This window comes from Flavobacterium sp. MFBS3-15 (assembly GCF_026107645.2).
Classification (GTDB): Bacteria; Bacteroidota; Bacteroidia; order Flavobacteriales; family Flavobacteriaceae; genus Flavobacterium.
The window spans coordinates 38319-55129 of record NZ_JAPCHV010000005.1 but is presented as its reverse complement, the minus strand read 5'-3'; the positions used below and the strand labels follow the sequence as shown (position 1 = coordinate 55129).

18 protein-coding genes are annotated in these 16811 nt (G+C 45.0%); 11 read left to right on the top strand and 7 right to left on the bottom strand.

Annotated features, from left to right (window positions below):
- Window positions 1–127: 127 nt before the first annotated feature.
- The 4 genes from OGH69_RS06090 to OGH69_RS06075 all read right to left on the bottom strand — a co-directional run bounded on the left by OGH69_RS06090 (window position 128) and on the right by OGH69_RS06075 (window position 2105).
- Window positions 128–445, bottom strand: coding sequence for a hypothetical protein (locus OGH69_RS06090; protein ID WP_265173563.1), 318 nt, complete (start codon window positions 443–445; stop codon window positions 128–130).
- 7 nt (window positions 446–452) lie between these two features.
- Window positions 453–866 (bottom strand): DUF6691 family protein, encoded by a 414-nt coding sequence (locus OGH69_RS06085; RefSeq protein ID WP_265173562.1) that lies wholly within the window; start codon window positions 864–866, stop codon window positions 453–455.
- Window positions 867–874: 8 nt separating this feature from the next.
- Window positions 875–1438, bottom strand: coding sequence for a YeeE/YedE family protein (locus OGH69_RS06080; protein WP_265173561.1), 564 nt, complete (start codon window positions 1436–1438; stop codon window positions 875–877).
- Between the two features lie 154 nt (window positions 1439–1592).
- The gene (locus OGH69_RS06075) at window positions 1593–2105 is read right to left on the bottom strand and encodes a hypothetical protein (protein ID WP_265173560.1); all 513 of its coding nucleotides are present in this window, start codon (window positions 2103–2105) and stop codon (window positions 1593–1595) included.
- 113 nt (window positions 2106–2218) lie between these two features.
- Between OGH69_RS06075 and OGH69_RS06070 the strand changes: the two genes are divergently transcribed.
- The 5 genes from OGH69_RS06070 to OGH69_RS06050 all read left to right on the top strand — a co-directional run bounded on the left by OGH69_RS06070 (window position 2219) and on the right by OGH69_RS06050 (window position 6529).
- Window positions 2219–2806 carry a DUF1543 domain-containing protein gene (locus tag OGH69_RS06070; protein ID WP_265173559.1) on the top strand — a complete coding sequence of 196 codons (588 nt, stop codon included), beginning with the start codon at window positions 2219–2221 and terminating at the stop codon, window positions 2804–2806.
- Between the two features lie 127 nt (window positions 2807–2933).
- On the top strand, window positions 2934–3536 hold the full coding sequence (locus OGH69_RS06065) for a DUF7822 domain-containing protein (protein ID WP_265173558.1): 603 nt from the start codon (window positions 2934–2936) through the stop codon (window positions 3534–3536).
- Window positions 3537–3542: 6 nt separating this feature from the next.
- Window positions 3543–4700, top strand: coding sequence for a DUF4274 domain-containing protein (locus tag OGH69_RS06060; protein ID WP_265173557.1), 1158 nt, complete (start codon window positions 3543–3545; stop codon window positions 4698–4700).
- Between the two features lie 21 nt (window positions 4701–4721).
- A complete protein-coding gene (locus tag OGH69_RS06055) occupies window positions 4722–5873 on the top strand; it encodes a DUF4274 domain-containing protein (RefSeq protein ID WP_265173556.1) in 1152 nt (383 codons plus the stop codon).
- 11 nt (window positions 5874–5884) lie between these two features.
- Window positions 5885–6529 (top strand): hypothetical protein, encoded by a 645-nt coding sequence (locus tag OGH69_RS06050; RefSeq protein ID WP_265173555.1) that lies wholly within the window; start codon window positions 5885–5887, stop codon window positions 6527–6529.
- Between the two features lie 67 nt (window positions 6530–6596).
- On the opposite strand, the gene OGH69_RS06045 is transcribed toward OGH69_RS06050, so the two are convergent.
- The gene (locus OGH69_RS06045; RefSeq protein ID WP_265173554.1) at window positions 6597–7838 is read right to left on the bottom strand and encodes a T9SS type A sorting domain-containing protein; all 1242 of its coding nucleotides are present in this window, start codon (window positions 7836–7838) and stop codon (window positions 6597–6599) included.
- Window positions 7839–7896: 58 nt separating this feature from the next.
- Window positions 7897–8817, bottom strand: coding sequence for an EamA family transporter (locus tag OGH69_RS06040; RefSeq protein WP_265173553.1), 921 nt, complete (start codon window positions 8815–8817; stop codon window positions 7897–7899).
- Between the two features lie 135 nt (window positions 8818–8952).
- Here OGH69_RS06040 and OGH69_RS06035 point away from each other — a divergent pair, with 135 nt between their 5' ends.
- From OGH69_RS06035 to OGH69_RS06015, 5 genes are all read left to right on the top strand, one after another.
- Window positions 8953–9600 carry a VOC family protein gene (locus OGH69_RS06035; RefSeq protein WP_265173552.1) on the top strand — a complete coding sequence of 216 codons (648 nt, stop codon included), beginning with the start codon at window positions 8953–8955 and terminating at the stop codon, window positions 9598–9600.
- 392 nt (window positions 9601–9992) lie between these two features.
- Entirely contained in the window at window positions 9993–13415 is a 3423-nt protein-coding gene (locus OGH69_RS06030) for a methylmalonyl-CoA mutase family protein (protein ID WP_265173551.1), read from the top strand.
- A 154-nt stretch (window positions 13416–13569) separates the two neighbouring features.
- A complete protein-coding gene (locus OGH69_RS06025; protein WP_265173550.1) occupies window positions 13570–14640 on the top strand; it encodes an AAA family ATPase in 1071 nt (356 codons plus the stop codon).
- Window positions 14640–15197, top strand: coding sequence for a DUF3226 domain-containing protein (locus OGH69_RS06020; RefSeq protein ID WP_265173549.1), 558 nt, complete (start codon window positions 14640–14642; stop codon window positions 15195–15197). The genes OGH69_RS06025 and OGH69_RS06020 overlap by 1 nt, the downstream gene beginning before the upstream one ends.
- A gap of 100 nt (window positions 15198–15297) precedes the next feature.
- Window positions 15298–15795 (top strand): hypothetical protein, encoded by a 498-nt coding sequence (locus OGH69_RS06015; protein WP_265173548.1) that lies wholly within the window; start codon window positions 15298–15300, stop codon window positions 15793–15795.
- On the opposite strand, the gene OGH69_RS06010 is transcribed toward OGH69_RS06015, so the two are convergent.
- Complete coding sequence (locus tag OGH69_RS06010) at window positions 15796–15921, bottom strand: hypothetical protein (RefSeq protein WP_265173547.1); 126 nt, start codon at window positions 15919–15921, stop codon at window positions 15796–15798.
- Between the two features lie 159 nt (window positions 15922–16080).
- Between OGH69_RS06010 and OGH69_RS06005 the strand changes: the two genes are divergently transcribed.
- Window positions 16081–16809, top strand: a complete 729-nt coding sequence (locus OGH69_RS06005) for a DUF4197 domain-containing protein (RefSeq protein WP_265173546.1) — start codon at window positions 16081–16083, stop codon at window positions 16807–16809.
- The last annotated feature ends 2 nt before the right edge of the window (window positions 16810–16811 follow it).

Below are 16811 nucleotides of genomic sequence, written 5' to 3'. Positions count from 1 at the left end.
ATAGTTTTTGAAGTTAGTTCCGAAAATGGGCGTCCTGCATGGCGCCCTTTTTCATTTGCCCAAAATTGAGTTTCTGGACGCTAAAGGGAAAATTGGAGCGGCCAGATATAAAAAATGTTTTCATAGCCTACCTGAAAGCGTACAGGGCAATGACAAATAGTACCGACACAATCGACAGCCCTGCAAAGGCCCGCAACACCAGCCTGAAACGGGTTTTAAAATCCACTGACTTACGGAAATAGAAATTGGCAATGAAAAGGAACAGCAGGAAAATGAACAGTATGGCTTCATTGAACACAATACGGCCAAAGATGAACACCCAACGGTTAATGAGCTGCAACTGCAGTTGCTCTTTACCGCCCAGGTAAAACATGGAGGCAAACAGCAGCAATATGCCTACACAGATAAAGTACGTATAATTGATGATGTAGAAGGCGGTTTTCATGTCAAAATCAATGCGGCAGCTTACTTTTTAACAATCCATAAAGGTATGTTCCCAGCAATGCACCCAAAAGTACTATCCCGATACCCCAAAAACCCGCCCCTATGAGGATATAAATTGGCCCCGGGCAGGTACCAACAAGACCCCATCCAAGGCCGAAAAGTATCCCACCGATGATATATCCGGCAAAGCCTTTTTCTTTATCGGGAATTACGATGGGCTGCCCTGTGATATCCTTAATATTGCGGCGCTTGATGAACTGGATGCCAATGACGCCCATTACCACCGCTACGCCAATGATACCGAACATATGGAACGACTGGAAGTGGAACATTTCGTAGATGCGGTACCACGATACGGCCTCAGATTTTGTAAGTACAATCCCGAAAAGGATGCCAACTAAAAGGAATTTTATGAATTTCATGAGGATGCTTAATTAAAGATAAGTGGAAGAAGGAACCAGGACATGACCAGCCCCCCGATAAAAAACCCGATTACCGCAATGAGCGATGGCAATTGCAGGTTGCTTAGCCCGGTGATGGCGTGCCCTGATGTGCATCCGCCTGCATAGCGTGTACCAAAGCCTACCAACAGCCCGCCAAGCAGCAATATCCCAATGACCTTAGGGTCCTGCAACGCTTCCTGACTAATAAATGCATCAGGCAGAAGTTCGCCTTTTGTAGGGGTATCAATGTGCATTTGCTGCAATTCGGTTACAGTTTGAGGATTGAGCTGTACGCCGGTACCATCACTCAGGAAAGCTACCGCAATCCAGCCTCCTATCATGGCGCCAAGCACGACTACAAGGTTCCATCGCTGGGCTTTCCAGTCGAAACGGAAAAATTCCGAGGTTTTTCCTGCGCCCATGATGGTACACATCGTACGCAGGTTGGACGACATGCCGAATGTTTTACCGAAATAAATGAGCGCGAGCATGACTGTCCCTATAATGAAGCCCGAGATGTACCAGGGCCATGTTCCGAAAAAGCTATACATAATAGTTTATTTGTTGATGTGTTTATTTGTTTATTTGGACAAAAATAGGGATTTATATTTACGCCATACAGCAAGGCAGGGCATAAAAAAAACAGCTCCCGATTGGGAGCTGTTGCTGTTCAGTTTGATTTATTGGATGATGGAACTCTTATGTTTACAGCCTTATCTTTTCAACAGGCATCGATACACCGCCGTTAAGATCTTTAAGGGCACTCATTACGGCATCGTGATTGCTGGTATCTACAGTGGTTGAGAAATATCCCGGAACTATAGCGATCTTAATCGACTGATTCAGTGAGAAATCCTGCCTAAGCATAGGATCGAAGTTCGACTCAAGATATACTACTACGTCATCTACAGAATAATCGAAGAAGTATTTTAGCTCATCACCGTTATCAAAACTATAACTTGTAGGTATCGGCTCCCATATATCGCTACCCAAAGCATTAACCCCTGCCCAACGGTATACCAGAATTACATCGGATGCATAAATTTTAGGGTTCAAAGGTATAATTGCCTGAAAATCGCCACTGGCAATGAAATTTACATTGTCAACGATAAATACTTCGCTGATTGTATCATTGTCATGGCCGTCGTCATCATTTACCGTACAGCTTGAAAACGTAAATGTGCCAATGATGCTCAATAGTAAAAATATCTTTTTCATGTTCTAAAAATTTAATGTTATTTTATTGTTTAAATGTACCATTCCAAAAACTGAACCAAAAATTTAAAATGATAAAAAAATATTAAACTTTTTTTGAATAACTTTAAAAAACTATGCAAGCAACACCCAAATTATATATGACTTTGCTGGGCTGCACACCTAAAGGAAGGCTCACGGAACAGCACGATATTTTTTTTGGTATCGGAAATTCGATACAGGAACTGAAGCCCGATATGTATGCCTTTTGGCCTGATGGGGGCCAACTCCACATAGATTCGTGGCGCGAAGTGACGCAGGTTGGGGGCTATTCCATAGCTATTGTCCCAAAAGAAAAAACCACCAATACTCGCGAAAAACTGTTTTTCCTGAACCTTGGCGGATACCGACGGGGTGAGTTTGAAGAATACCATTATAAAATACTGGTCGTTGCCACTACAATGACCGATGCCATAAACGCCGCAAAGCAGACAGATTTCTACAAGCAATGGGGATTTAAGGGCGCAGCGTCGCATATTGACAATAAATATGCGCTGGATGTGGACGACATGCACAAAGTAGAGGATTTGCTCCCTGAAAATCTGAAAGCGCGCTACAGCATTCGCATTGAACTGAATGACGGTGCTGAAGATGAGCTGCATGTCGGCTATTTGAAGTTGGGGAAACAGGCCTCACTCCAACCCTCCCCAAAGGAAAGGGAGTAGCTTCACTCATGCCTGTATAGGGGTTTAAAAGGATTTGACAAAGCAAAATTCTTCTAAAATAATTTATTTCACGTCGTAACGTTTCTAGTAATTCCCCTATATTTAGCTCATTAATAAAACCAACAATATGGCAAACCGAAGTTACATTTACGGCCTGAAAGACGGCCGATACACGAGCATTGGCGAATATCCCTACAGCATACCCTACGCCTACAGAGTGCTGGCAGGGTTTAACCCGGAACCTGTGGAGTCGGCATTATTTGACCCTAAAGTAGGCATCAGGGCCGATTTTGTAAAGGGCAGGGAAGCACTTTACTTCATCCTTGATTTCCTGGCAGCGACAAAGCAAATGAGCTGCCAGGAGGAGTTTGAAGCTTTTGTGGCTGAAACCAAAGCCTTTCTCGACCCGATCGATGCAGAATATACCCAGCTTGAAAACGGTGAAATATATTCATTATACACGGATGAAAATGACAACTATTTTTCTGCCGAAGGGCTTGAAGAAGTGAATGTGCGTGAGGCCAAAAGCTGCTTTTTCAGGGGTGAGGAGATTGATGTCATTAAAGAGTATGGCATCGGCCCGGAGCATATATTCAACCTGGAGCATGAGCAGCTAAAGGACATCTTAGCTGCAGTAATCATACTGAAAGACGAATGGAAAGAAAGGCTGGCCGAGGGCTGCTGGCGTGATGTACTGTATTTCCAGTTCAACTATAATGACAACAAATAATTGCTAATGAACTTAGTAGAAAGACTGCAAAAATACTCAGGTGCCGACATGAAAACCTGTGAAGCGAAGCTGGCAAAACGGGACGGCAAATTTTGGGAGGCGCTTTTTGACCTTACCATGTCGGCCAACGATAAAGATATTTTAGTCGAAAAGCTGCTTATTACTGATGCAACAGCCGAGCTGGAAACAATCCTGAAAAGGCTTAAAGAGATATATGGCGGCTGGGATTTTTCTGATGTAAAGATTAGCGTTGCCGACGACGATGAGGGATTTTTCATGGCCAACAGGCCTATCGGAAAAGAGGGGCTGCATACGATCATTCCGGAACCAGAAGAAATGGAAAGATATGGTATCTTGGTTGCATCAGCGGAAGATACTATCGTTACGGAAACCCTAAAGGTACTCGGCATGATCGAACTTAAACATTTCGGCAGTGGCATCATCGAAGAGATCAAAAAAATAATTACCGGCAAAAATACCAACCTGGCCAACGAAGCCATGGGAAGCAATTGCGCCGACCAGCCTGAAAAAGCAGCACTGTTTCTCGACGGGCTAATGTTCAATTTAAAACCCAACCGCAGCCAGAACCACTTTAATGCAATCAGGGCATTTTGGAGCAAGAACCTACCCGCCTATCCCGAGATTACCAAAGACGTGCAGCGACTTACCCGTTCCGGAAACAGCCAGGTACGTGACATGGCCAGTGACATACTGGTGCGTTACGGAAAAATTAGCCCTGAAGAAAGAGCAGCGGCAGAACTCAGGCTCCGTAAAGCCCAAGTGGCAGGGATTCATGAGAAAGTTGAAAAGATAAAGACTGCCAAAGCGCTACATGCCTTTGCCGATAAATTTAACTGGGATGACGATGTGGAGCACATGCTTGCCGTAATACGCCATGAGCAATGCGAGGCCGCTACCGCAAAGTTGGTGTACTGGCGCAGTGAACCCAACTATTACCAAAAGTTCACGACAATAGGACAGTTGGAAGAATACCACCGAGACATGTACCGCCTGCAACGTGAAATTGAACAAGAAATGGCCGATGGCAAATATCCTTCCGGAAAACTGAAATATGACCCGAAAAACGATCACGGATTTGACAGGACAAAGAGCAATATTGCTGAAAATGAAATAAAAAAGGGTATCCCATCATATATGTATTAACGTGAAATAAACCACTGGCTTATGATTCTTGAAAAATTACAAAAATATTCAGGCCGCGATAGGGAAACCTGCGAGACACAACTTGCAAAACGTGACGGGAAGTTTTGGTTCGCCCTGCACGACCTGCTGAAGCCAACAGATAAAGAAGAACTTGTAGCACAGTTGTATATCACAACTCAGGCCGAAGAACTGTATGACCTTCTTTCAAAACTGGAGCGGGTGTACAAATGCAGTGATTTTAATGATGTTTTCATGAAAATATTTAGTAAAGACCGTGAAATACTGGAATCACATAAACTCAACGGTGTGGATGCCCTGAACGATTTTGAGCCAACCCCGCAAGAGATTACCAGATATTCCGAACTGCTAAGGTCATTCGTACCTAAAGTTGCCGATAAAGCCCGCAAGATTGTTGGAAAAATACGTGCCGTCCACTTTACACCGGAAATTACCGCACTCTTCAAAAAATCGATGACAGGCACTAACGAATACCTGATAAAAGAGGTATTTGACACTAATGTGCATGACCAGCCCGACAAGATCGATCTTTTTATTGACGAGATAGCCTTTAACCTGGAACCGGACCGTGACGCGTACCATTTTACCGCGCTAAAGGCACTAACCAGCAGTAACGCACCTGCCTATCCGCAATTTGCAAAACGATTGAAAGAAATTGCGAAGCTCCGCGACATGACGGTTGGTATTATGGCTAACGACTTGTTAGTGAAATATGGCGCAAACAGTGAAGAAAACCGCGAAACCAACGATAAAAAATTCCGCGAGATGCAGGTTACCGCAATACACAAAAGGGTAAATAAACTGAAGACATCAAAAGGCCTGCACAACTTCGCCAATACATTTGACTGGGATGAAGACCTTGAATTTATGTTCGCTGTGATCAGGCATGAAAAATGCGAATCAGCCACAGCAAAACTGGTATACTGGCGCATCGGTCCCACTTATTTTCAAACGTATGCTTCTGCTGAAGAGGTTGAGGATATCAACAGGGATGCGTTCAGGCTTATGGAAGAAATCGAACAGAATATGGCAGGTAAAAAATATCCCGAAGGAAAATTGGCGTACGACCCGAAGGATGATATTTTTAAAGACAGAACCAAGAGCGAAATACCTGAAAATGAAATAAAAAGGCCAATACCGGTGTTTATGTATTAATTTTATCCTCTATGAAAAAAGCCCTCCTCCCCTTCCTCCTGCTCATTGCCTGCACTTGCAATGCGCAAAAGTATTACCCCAAACTTGAAAACATGTACCTCCAGGCTGGCGATATGGATGAATCGGTATTTTATGACGAGATCACCTTTTTCAGGGATGGGCTGAGGGCAGCCATTAAAAAAGTCTGGATGAACGGGCTGCAGACTTCATCAGGGGGAAATTCGGCCTTTTACAGCCTTGACCTCGTACCGAAATGGGTGTATGATGTAGACTTCATGCAAACGGGCATGATCCTGAAATTCAACCATGCCAAAGAAGATAAGGTTTCCTATATCCCCATTACCTGTACTGAGACGCTTGAAAGAAGGGACGAAAAATCGGGCGAAGGCAGGATCGAGTTTCTTCAGAAAGGCGGCGTGGCATTGGAGTTCCCATTAGAAATAATGACACCCTACAATACTGAATTCAAGACTGCCATCCCCGATGCCAAATGCCTGTTCGAGCCGGAAAGGGCTACTTACGGGTTTGACCCTGCTACCAAGAGCCTATCCATCAGCCTGACTGGCGCTTTTACCACAGCACTAAAGGTGGGGAAAACGGCCATCGGCAAGGAGGATGTTACTGGAATTTCTATTAAAGTTCGAAAGGCTTGCTGACTGTTAACCTCCGTTATAATGACAGGAAAAAGGGCGAACAGGTGGTAAACCTTATCACTAAAAAATTCTAACCCCTCTTCACCAACCGGTACGAATAATCCGGGAATTCACTTACCTTGATAACATATATCCCCGATTGCAGCCTGCCGATGTCGAGCCTGTTGCGCTCGCTGTCGAGAGTTCCGGTTTGTGCATTGCGGCCATTCATGTCGATGAAATTGTATTGGATGCCTATTAGTGACGGCTCAATTTCTATATAAAGATAATCACCCGCAGGATTGGGATACACACGTATCCTGCTCCGGATGTCATTGTGCGCGGTGGCCAGCGACAGGTTTTCCAGGTATTCCTGCAAATAAGGCGACAAGTCGAATTTGTGCAGCTTTTGGGCTATATTGAAAAGTGGGGCTTTCACGAAATGTTCGTTCGATACGAAATATTCCAGGCCGTTCGTTGTTGCAATTCCCTCCACCTGGTGGAAACCCATGGATGACATCGATATTTTACGCTTGTTGCCGCTGAAAAACTCATGTCCTTTGAAATCATACAGCAAGTAGAAGAATGGCTGCAGCAGTGTACTGTAGCCCGTAAGCACTACCAGTTTCTTATCTTCCTGATAAGTAGCCCCTGTAATCAGTCCGCTTACATCGTAAGTTGATCTGATTTGGGCAATATGCGTACCGGGCGTTTTGGGCAGGGCATATACGCTGGTCTTTTTACTGACCCATTGCTTGGTAAACAGGTAAATGCTGTCATTGGAAACAACGAATGCCTCACAGTCAAAATCGGTATTGTTGCCTCCGGTTGGGTTAAAATCGGTTTGGTTGGAATACGAAAAATGAATGGAGTTGGCCTGTATGTCTCCCGAAAGCAGCTCCTCCTTCCCTACCCTTATGATCCTGAGGTTGGTGCGGTTGCCGTTGCTGTTGTTGCCAAAGTCGCCTATGTAAATATATTGATTATCCTGCGCGATCTCCTCCCAGTCGGTATTGGAAGTGCCTGTAACTGCAAAAGTTTCCAATACTGCCCCCGAAATGCTGTCCAGTGCATAGAGCTTCAGGTCGGTGTTGTCGTTATGGGTAAGCAATCGCTCCTCCCATTTGACAAGGCCGGAGGTTTCCTCAACTTCATCAGACAAGTTTACCGAACTTTCAGGCGCTACAGAAGCCGAACTGTAAGTACACGTGCCGTTATTTACGGTTGCCTGAGGGTTGTAGTTGTTGGAAAGCGGATCGGTACAGCCTGCTACCTGTGCCACGGCAGGATGGCAAAGCCACAGAAAGGAAAATATGATCAGCCCTGTTTTCATAAGTTTAAATTACGCAATTGGATTTCAAAATCACAACTGATTATGAATACTTTAAGCCTTAATATGATATACGGCTTTTGCGTGTGCCCTCAGGTTTGGTAATCTGTGGCAAATTCTTCATATTAAACAATATGATTGCGACTAAAATGACAGCATAAGCCAGTACCTGGTATAGTGTTATCTGTTCGTGGAAATAAAATATTGACAACATAAACCCAATTAATGGATTAATATAGAGCAGCATTCCTACAGATGAGGAATTGATTCCTTTAAGAGCATAAAGGTTCAGGAACAAGGGTATGATTGTAAAAACTACCGCAATGATGCCTATATACACGTAGAATGTTGCTTCCGCAGGTATTGGCCCGCTGAACTCAGGATAAAAGGGCAACACAACAATGGCTATGATAATCAACTGTACATTGAGCAGGAAAAACTTATCAATCCCCACAATTTTTTTCTGCATGATCATATAAAGCGCATAGGACAGCGCTACCAGCAGGCTGTAAAATATTGACATGAAGTTGTTGTACGACAGCAAGCCACAGCCCAGTGCACTAAGCCCTACCGCAAGCCACTGAAGAGATGTGAGTTTTTCGTGAAGGATAAAGAATGCCAAAACTGTAGTAAGTATCGGGCAGACAAGGTAGGCAAACGACGCCGCATTGACACTGATATGGTTCATCACGAAAATGAAGAGGAACCAGTTGGCAATCAGCAGCAACGCACTGCCCAGCGTAAGCCCGAGCAGTTGGGTTCTTTCAGGCTTATTCATGGCCCTGACCACATTGAGGGTCTCTGCGATGGTATGCCTGCGGAACAGCAGCGTTATAGCCACCATGATGGGTACGCAGAAGAACAATCGGTAAAAAAGGATGTCGAGCGATGGGTAGTGGTTGATTGGCCTGAGGCCGAAGCTAAAGAACCCCCAAATGAGGAAGGCAGTAATGCCGGCAGCGTAGTATTTTGAGAACCGCATGGCGCTTATGATAATTTGCCGCAAATGTAGCGAATAGTTTGTCGATTTTGAGATGGAGAGGCCTAACTTTTAATCTTTATTTAATTAAAATACAGCCGGGAATGATTAAATTAGCCAGTTGCCAATTTTTTCCGAATGACGATCATCGAACTTGAACTGCTTAGCGATAACATTTCCGAAACAGTGCAATTTTACAAACGTGTTTTAGGACTGGATGCTTATTCCCTGGAAAAGGAACTGGTAACATTCCGCGTGGGGACTACGAAGCTCATATTCCGCAAGTCCGACAGTGTAAAGCCCGTATATCACTTTGCCATCGATGTGCCCAACAACCGCTTTGAGGAAGCTTACAAACTCATGAAGTGGCGCACCGAGATCATCGCCGCCGAAAAAGGCGACATCATCGATTTTACCAACTGGGATGCAAAGTCCTTTTATTTCCTCGATAACAACGGCAACATCCTCGAATTCATTACCCGCTACGGCAATAAGACCTTTTCCAACTATACCTTCAGCAGCAGTTCGTACATCAGCATCAGCGAGATCGGGCTGGTGACCAACAATGTAACACACCTTGCTGACACCCTTGTAAAGCAATTCGGCCTGCCCATCTTCCACCGCCAGCCGAGGGGAGAAAACTTTACCGTGGTGGGCGATGACGACGGCCTGTTCATCCTGGGCAGCAAGGGCCGGGACTGGTACCCGACAAACTTCAGGGCGCAGTCATTCCGCACACGGGTGCTGTATTTTCATGATGGTACTTTGGGGCACATGGTGCGGTAGTGTTCCCGACTGCGTTCGAACTGAAAAGGTTGTAATGATAGTTACGTTTTTGGTGTTGCTTAACGTTGTCACATCGGGCGGAGTCGGGATGCATAAAAAATCTAACCATCTTCACGTTGGAGTAAGCACGTTCCGGCTCCCCTCTCCTTCGGAGAGGGGTTGGGGGTGAGGACCGCGTGAGGGATTGCTTTGCCAGTTCGGCTTTCAGCCTCGGGTGAGGCGGCATCCCCGTAGCGCAGCGAAGGGATATAGCCGAAAACCCGACGCGTAACGCAGTGGAGCGGCACGCCCAAATTTCGCAAACGATTTCTGATATGAATATTTTTCTGCCTGCCTGTCTTTAAAAATTTAATAAATACGTAAATTGCGCTCTCAAAATTGAATATTTGACAATGGAACAAGCCGTACCTTATATCCCTAAGAATAAAGTAAGAATCGTTACTGCCGCATCGCTTTTTGACGGACACGATGCCGCCATCAACATCATGCGCCGCATCATTCAGGCCACCGGCGTGGAGGTGATCCACCTGGGGCATGACCGCAGTGTGGAGGAAGTAGTGAACACCGCCATTCAGGAAGATGCCAATGCAATCGCAATGACCTCTTACCAGGGCGGGCATAATGAATATTTTAAGTATATGCACGACCTTTTGAAGGAAAAAGGCGCGGGGCATATAAAGATATTCGGCGGCGGCGGCGGGGTTATCCTTCCTGAGGAAATTAGGGAACTGCACGAGTACGGCATTACGCGCATCTATTCGCCCGACGATGGCCGCGAGCTGGGGCTTCAGGGGATGATCAACGACCTTGTAAAGCAATCGGACTATCCTGTGGGCGATAAGCTTAACGGTGAAATCGACCATTTGGAAGAGAAAAACCCAACAGCCATCGCAAGGGTTATTTCATCGGCAGAAAACTTCCCGGAAATAGCTAAGGAAACGCTTGATGCCATCCATAAACAAAATGAAACGTCACAAATACCGGTGCTGGGCATTACCGGCACGGGCGGTGCGGGTAAATCATCACTGGTTGATGAGCTGGTGCGACGCTTCCTGATTGATTTCCCTGAAAAGACCATCGGGCTTATCTCGGTTGACCCTTCCAAAAGGAAAACAGGCGGGGCGCTGCTGGGCGACCGCATCCGAATGAATGCCATCAACAACCCGAGGGTGTACATGCGCTCTTTGGCCACAAGGCAGTCGAACCTTGCACTATCAAAATATGTAGCCGAAGCCATACAGGTCCTGAAGGCCGCAAAATACGACCTCATCATCCTGGAAACGTCGGGTATCGGGCAGAGCGATACGGAGATTCTGGACCATTCGGATGTATCATTGTACGTAATGACCCCTGAATTTGGAGCGGCAACACAGCTCGAAAAGATCGACATGCTCGACTTTGCCGACTTGGTAGCCCTGAACAAATTCGACAAGCGCGGCGCACTCGATGCCATTCGCGATGTGAAAAAGCAATACCAGCGCAACCACAACCTGTGGGACAAGAACCCTGATGACATGCCGGTTTTCGGTACCATTGCTTCGCAGTTCAACGACCCGGGCATGAACACGCTGTACAAAAAGATAATGGATAGGATCGTTGAGCGCACAGGCGCCGACCTGAACTCAACGTTCCAAATCACCCGCGAGATGAGCGAGAAGATCTTCGTGATACCGCCGCACCGCACGCGCTACCTGAGCGAAATTGCCGAGAACAACCGCAAGTATGACGAAACCGCTGCCAGCCAGCAGGAAGTAGCTCAAAAGCTGTACGGCATCTATAAAACTATCGAAACAGTTGGTGGCGTGAAGCCGGAACTAGCGAAGTTCGGTATTGAGCCGGTAACACCAAAATCGGGTACGAATGCGGACCTGGTAAAGCTATTGGTGGCCGAGTTTGACCGCGTGAAGATGGACCTCGACCCTTACAACTGGGAGATCATCCTGACGTGGGACACGAAAGTGAATAAGTACAAAAATCCTGTGTATACCTTCAAGGTAAGGGACAGGGAAATCAACATACAGACGCATACCGAATCGCTTTCGCATTCGCAGATACCAAAGGTGGCCCTGCCGAAATACAGTGCCTGGGGCGACATACTGCGCTGGTGCCTGCAGGAAAACGTGCCTGGGGAATTCCCGTTCACTTCGGGCTTGTACCCGTTCAAGCGTGAGGGCGAGGACCCAACCCGTATGTTTGCGGGCGAGGGCGGCCCGGAGCGTACCAACAGGCGTTTCCACTACGTGAGCCTCGGGATGCCGGCCAAGCGCCTTTCTACGGCGTTTGACAGTGTGACGCTATACGGCAACGACCCTGACCACCGCCCGGACATCTATGGTAAAATCGGTAATGCCGGTGTTTCCATCTGCTGCCTTGACGATGCCAAGAAGCTGTATTCGGGCTTTAACCTGGCCCACCCGATGACCTCGGTGAGCATGACCATCAACGGGCCTGCGCCGATGCTGCTGGGCTTCTTCATGAATGCCGCCATCGACCAGCAGTGCGAGCTTTACATTAAAGAAAACGGCCTTGAAAAAGAGGTTGACAACAAAATAAACGAGATATACAAGGCGAAGGGCGTGGAACGTCCGCGCTACAACGGCGACCTGCCGCAGGGCAACGACGGCCTCGGCCTGATGCTGCTGGGTGTGACCGGCGACCAGGTGCTGCCTGCTGATGTGTATAATGAAATTAAAACCCGCACCCTTACACAGGTACGTGGTACGGTTCAGGCCGACATCCTCAAGGAAGACCAGGCGCAGAATACCTGCATCTTCTCGACCGAATTTGCGCTGAGGCTGATGGGCGACGTGCAGGAGTACTTCATCAACAAGAATGTGAGAAACTTCTATTCCGTGTCCATTTCGGGCTACCACATTGCGGAGGCGGGCGCCAACCCTATCACGCAGTTGGCTTTTACGCTGGCGAACGGCTTCACCTACGTGGAATACTACCTGAGCCGCGGCATGAACATCAATGATTTCGGGCCAAACCTGTCGTTCTTCTTCAGCAATGGCATCGACCCTGAATATGCGGTGATTGGCCGTGTGGCGCGCAAGATATGGGCAAAAGCTTTAAAGAACAAGTACGGCGCCAACGAGCGTGCACAGATGCTGAAATACCACATCCAGACATCAGGCCGTTCGCTGCACGCGCAGGAAATCGACTTTAACGATATCCGTACCACACTACAGGCCTTGTACGCCATATATGATAACTGTAACTCGCTGCATACCAACGCATACGACGAAGCCATCACGACCCCTACCGAGGAAAGCGTGCGCCGTGCGATGGCGATACAGCTGATCATCAACAAGGAGTTGGGCCTTACGAAGAACGAGAACCCGATACAGGGATCGTTCATCATCGAGGAGCTTACCGACCTTGTGGAGGAAGCAGTACTGGCTGAATTCGACCGCATTACCGAGCGTGGCGGCGTGCTTGGCGCCATGGAAACCATGTACCAGCGCAGCAAGATACAGGAGGAAAGCCTGTACTACGAAACACTGAAGCACACCGGCGAGTTCCCGATTATCGGCGTGAATACGTTCCTAAGCTCGAAAGGGTCGCCAACAGTGGTGCCGCTGGAAGTAATCCGAGCTACAGAAGAAGAAAAACTATTCCAGATCGCAACCCTCGAAAACCTGCACAAGGCTAATGAGGAAGAAGTTAAGAAACAGCTTGCCCTGGTCCAGGATGCTGCGGTACAAAACAAGAACATCTTCGAACAGCTGATGGATGCCGCCAAGGTATGCTCGCTGGGCGAAATCACTTCGGCATTGTTTGAAGTGGGCGGGCAGTACAGGAGGAATATGTAATCCTTTTGGATTATTAGATTTTAGATCATTAGATTTTTAGATAGAAGCCTTCCGTATGGGAGGCTTTTTGTATTGTTGTAATATTGAAGAATAAAAAACTATTGATTTATGAAAAGTTATATTGATTAATATACTTTTTACGTAGTTTTGTTATATGGAGCAGATAAAACATATCAAAAATATTTCTATAGAAAACTTTAAATGCTTTGACAAATTTTCAGTTGAGAGATTTGGAAAGTATAATATAATTCTTGGGGATAATAATGTTGGAAAGAGTAGTTTTTTGGAAAGTTTATTATTCGAGAATAATATTTCTAAGACTATACGAAATTTTCAAGGATTGTTATTGTTTAAAAATATAGTCTTAGATAAAGCTTACTTCGAGAACCCGTTTAGATTTTTTTTAAATACGTTTTCTGCAAAAAAAACTATAAATGTATCACTTGAATACCGTAATGGAAATGGTTTCAATTTAGTGCTAGAACCTGTGTTTCGAAAAGATTTAGATAAAGTTGAACAGCAAAAATTGTCCGATGACATTAAGTTTCTAAACATTGAAGAAGTGTTAAAGGCACGAACCAATAATAGTGCTTTTCAATATAGATTGTTTGATACAAGACAAAATTTTGAAGGAACTGATGATTATATTCCATATGTTTATTCGACAGCGAATTATTCAAGTGATCTTGTAAGATTTTTTACAGCTAACTTTTCTATAAGTAAAGAAAGTAAAAATAGTTTAATATCAAGCCTAAAATTTTTGGTGCCAAATATTTCCAATGTAGAAATTACATTAAATTATATCGACCAAACCCCGATTATTGGACTTTGGCTTGATGATAAAGACTCATTGCTGCCATTACCGATGTTTGGAGACGGAACTATACGTTTGTTTAGAATTATTATGGAGATAGCCATGTCAAATGGTAAACACCTTTGTGTAGATGAGATAGATACGGGGTTCCACTATTCCAGATATAAAGAAGTAGTTAAAATTCTTTTATCCGTTGCTTCATTCAATAAAGTTCAATTATTCATTTCAACACATAACAATGAATTCTTAAAGTCATTTAAAGAAGTATTGGAAGAAAACGATTTTATAGATTTTCAAAATGAGACAAAATCTTTTACTTTAAAAAAACTTCCAAATGGCGATATTAAAGCATATCGTTATGATTTTGAAGAATTTGAATTTGCCATTGAGCAGGAAAATGAATTAAGGTAATGAAAGGGCCTGTAGTATTATTCGGTGAAGGGAAAGCCGATGGAAAGTTTTTGAAAGATTACGTGAAGTATCATTTTGGAATTGAAGATATTGAATATGTTGATGTAAAAGGAAAAGACAGTATTCACTTAGGAAAAAATTACTTTCTACAAAATACTGACCAAGGAGGAATTAATCTATTAATATTTGATGCTGATTCTGATTTTCAGGCGGCAATGAATAATATCAACGAGCAAAAAGACAAAACAGGAATTGAATTTGAAGTTTTTCTTTTTCCTAATAATTCAGATACTGGCGCCTTAGAAGAATTGCTAAAAAGGATGACTATTGAAGAGCATCAGGGAATTTTTGAATGTTTTGATGTTCTGGATAAATGCCTGACATCAAAGAATAATAATTATGAAGTTCCTGACCTTAAAATCCAAATTTATTCTTATTTGTCATTTCAAAAATTAGAAGCTAAAGAACCAGTAAGAGACTATACTCTTAGCTGTTGGAACCTTGACGCTGAATATGGAAATCCGCTAAAGGAATTTTTGAAGAATTATCTTACCTAATTACAGACATTAAAATCTGTAACAACCCCGCCATCATCTGTAACAACATTTTTGGCTTCCGGGAAGGTATTGGCTAACTTAGCGCTACAATCACATCCCTATGCAAACGATCATCATCACTTCCGAAAAGAACCGTCATTACACGTTGCGCATTGATGGTAAGCCTGCCGGTACGCTGCACTATCCCAACTGGTATTCGCAGGACGCGGAAATAATGGTAGGGGAGTCCGCTTACACCATTCAGGCCAAAGGCTTCTGGAAAATACACGGCGAGGTAATTAAGGATGGCAACCCGCTGTTTGAGGTAAAGACGAAATGGCGTGGCACCGTAATAACCCGTGCAAAAGAAATGCACCACTTCTATACCCTAAAGCCAAAGGGTTGGTTTAGCTGGGCCTATATACTGGAGAGCTACAAAGGCGAAGAGGTACTGCAATTAAAACAGGAATTCACCTGGAAAAAGCTGGCTTCAAATTATATAGTGACAGCACAAAAGCCTTTTGAAGGCGAAGACGGCCTGTTGCTGCTGCTCGTTGCCGCGCATTATTACCGGGCGGCAATGAATACGGCAGCAACAGCAACTGTCGACGGCAGTTAGTTACATCCTGTCGCAGTACCCCAGCAGGTAATAAATCACTACAAAAGCGATGATGGTGCCGATGCAGCCGCCGCCAATTTTCTTTGCGCCCCAGCCCGCTATGAGGGCCCTTATCAATTTGTTCATGGTGTGTGGTTTTTAGTTGAACTAAGTTAGGGAGCCTACATTGTAAAAGGAAAGCTTTTAACTTTTGCTAAACTAAATTTGGGCCTATTGGGCCTCCATCAAAACAAAAATGAAACATTTAGGTATAGTTTTTGTTTTTATATATGAAACCTCATAAAAATGAAAAAAATACTCTTCTCACTCTTTATTGTCATGGCATTGTCTGCCAATGCCAACGCCCAACTCAAAGACCTTGTAGGCAAAGGTAAAGACCTGATTTCGGGGGGCGGTTCGCTCAGTAATGCCGACATTGGCAAGGCGCTGAAGGAAGCGCTGAACAACGGCGTTACCAAAGAAGTCACCAAACTAACTGCGGAAGACGGTTTCTATAAAAACGAAGCCGTGAAGATACTCCTGCCGCCGGAACTCCAAAAAGTAGATAGAAAACTGCGCCAGATGGGAATGTCCAGCCTGGCCGATGAAGGCATCAAAGTACTGAACCGCGCCGCTGAAGACGCCGTGAAAGAGGCTACGCCCATTTTTGTCGATGCCATTACCAAAATGACCATCACCGATGCGAAGAAGATCCTGATGGGTGCCGACAACTCGGCTACGGCTTACCTCCAAAAAACGACCACCACCCCACTCTACGGCAAATTCAGCCCCGTGGTAAAAACATCGCTGGACAAGGTAGGCGCCGACAAGGTTTGGGCCGGCATCATTGCAAAATACAACGCCCTGCCGCTGGTGAGCAAAGTGAACCCCGACCTGACCGACTACGTTACTACCAAAGCCCTTGAGGGTGTATTCAAAATGATTACAGTCGAGGAGAAAAATATTAGGACAAATTTATCGTCGCGTACTTCCGATTTATTGAAAAAAGTGTTTGCTTTACAGGATCAAAAGTAAAT